We start from the raw sequence: 2,130 nt of genomic DNA, 5'->3' as shown, positions 1-2,130 counted from the left end.
ACCTGTTCTAAGCCTTCAGTGGGGGGCGCATCTTCCTTTTTTGCTTCTATTAGGGCGACGGCTAAGGGTTGGCTGTCGCTACTGACGGCCACTCGCAGGGTATAATCGATCCTTCCCCTGGCGCGTTCGGCTTCCCCATCGATAATTTGAATTGCCCCCGGGGTTTCTTCTCGCTTGAGACAATCCTCTGTCCATCCTCTTTGATGCAGGACGGGGTCAATTAATTTGGCTCTGGTGTCTGTTTCTCCTAATCCCATGGTTCTCTCAAGACAGTAAACAGATAACTGATAAGTAGCTGGTTATAATTAAATTAAAAATGGATTTTAGGTTCGATCCCCCCTGCCCCCCTTGATAAGGGGGGTGCCGGTAGGCGGGGGGATCCCCCCTTAATCCCCCCTTTGATAAGGGGGTGTCTGATAATTTTTAACGCCTACCTACTTAACTGATAACTGATAACTGATAACTGATAACTGATAACTCAGGTTAACTAACCATTTTTCGCCTCTAATTTGGTCAAACGACTTTTAAGTTCCTGATTTTCCTGTTTCATTTTTTCTAATTCCTCGCGAATTTCCTGAATTGCTTTCTCGGAACCTAATTTTTTCTGGACTTTTTGTACTGCTTCCTCGGCTACACGACGCACGCGACCATCGGGAGTTCGATCGCTCAAAGCTTGTAAAATAACGATAGCTTTGGCATTTTCTATCTGTCCTAAAGCGTTACACAGTGCCACCTGCGTCAAGAAAAAAGTTTCCTCGGCAATGGTTTCTAAACGTTCCAAAATTACGGTTAATTTATCCGTGCTTTGTCCGGAAGAAATCGCTCCCAGGGCGCGGATAGCTCCTAATCTCAGGGGTTGAGGCGTGCCTAAAGCCGTGTAGGTCAAAATTGACTCCAAAGCCGCCGGCGAGGTTTTTAACTGGCTTAAACCGCCAATTGCGCCCGCTCTTACTACCTCATTCCACCCCTTTCTTGACTGTAAAATGTGATTGAGCAGGTCAATAATTTCCCCTTCTTTATTTTGCAATTGTCCCACGGCCATGCAGCCTAATCCTCGCGCTGTGGCGGCTTCCACATAATAACTAGCGTCTCCGGTTTCTAGTAGGGATTTAAGCGCGTTATAACTATCTAAGGTTTTAATTTCACTTAATCCCTCGACAACTGCCCGACGGACTTGTGCTTTTTCATCGTTTAAACCTTTAATTAAAGCAGTAACCGCCTGATCTAACCGAAGAGTTGCTAACTGTTTGGCCACCTCCACACGCACCCCCCAAAAAGGCTCATTTTCTAGGGATGTCCCTAAAGCTTCGATCGCTTCTAAACCGCCTTTTTTAGCAATGGCCGTCGCTGCATAGATACGGGAAATCGGATCGGGATCCTGTTGTAATTGCGCTTTTAATTCACCGATGGGATACTCAAGAGTGACGGTTTTGAGGAAATTATTACCCCGATCGAACTTGACAAAATCTGGCTTTTGTGCTAGGGGAAAATAGAAAGTTTGTTCTTTTTGGTGAATCCGCAGATTGTAGGTAAGATCTTCAGAGTTGAGATAGGCAAAAGCGACGGGAATTTTCAAGTCGAATAGTTCCTTTTCGTCCTGGGTTTGGGTGACAGTTAATTGGGCTAAATTATTCTGATTGTCCCAACTGTAGGCCACCTTATAATCGGGATGACCACCGCGATAAACGTACTGATCAAAGAGGAATAATAAATTGTACCCGGTCGCTTTTTCGATCGCCCGTAATAAGTCCACGGTTTCTACGGTTTTATGGGCATTATCCCGCACAAAAGTATGAATCGCTTTTCCGAATAAATCTTCCCCCAAAATAGAGCGGATCATGTGATAAACACAAGCAGCTTTTTCGTAGAGATGACAATCATAAAGTTCGATCGCTTCTCGATAAACATGAGTAACCATCGGACGACGATAGCGGGAAGCATCTTCTTCTAAATAACTTCTTGCTTCCCCTAATAAATAATAACTAGCATCAGCTTTTCCGTATTCCGATTCTGTCCATAAAACCTCAGAATAGGAAGCCATTCCCTCTTTAATCCAAGCGTGAGACCAGTGTTTAATTACCACTAAATCACCGAACCATTGATGAGCTAATTCATGGGCAACTAAGCTTT

The 2,130-nt window shown here is 44.5% G+C and carries 2 protein-coding genes; both read right to left on the bottom strand.

The genetic code is table 11. From position 1 onward, the window contains the following. On the bottom strand, positions 1-257 hold a 257-nt coding region (locus PX484_RS25460), incomplete at its 3' end, for a hypothetical protein (RefSeq protein ID WP_502882788.1). Positions 258-487: 230 nt separating this feature from the next. Continuing rightward, positions 488-2,130, bottom strand: a 1,643-nt coding sequence (locus tag PX484_RS25455) for a M1 family metallopeptidase (RefSeq protein WP_288106220.1), incomplete at its 5' end; no start/stop codon positions are given.

The sequence above is a fragment of the Microcystis sp. M49636_WE2 genome, from assembly GCF_030065375.1.
Taxonomy (GTDB): domain Bacteria; phylum Cyanobacteriota; class Cyanobacteriia; order Cyanobacteriales; family Microcystaceae; genus Microcystis; species Microcystis aeruginosa_C.
This window is presented reverse-complemented; position numbering and strand designations above follow the sequence as displayed.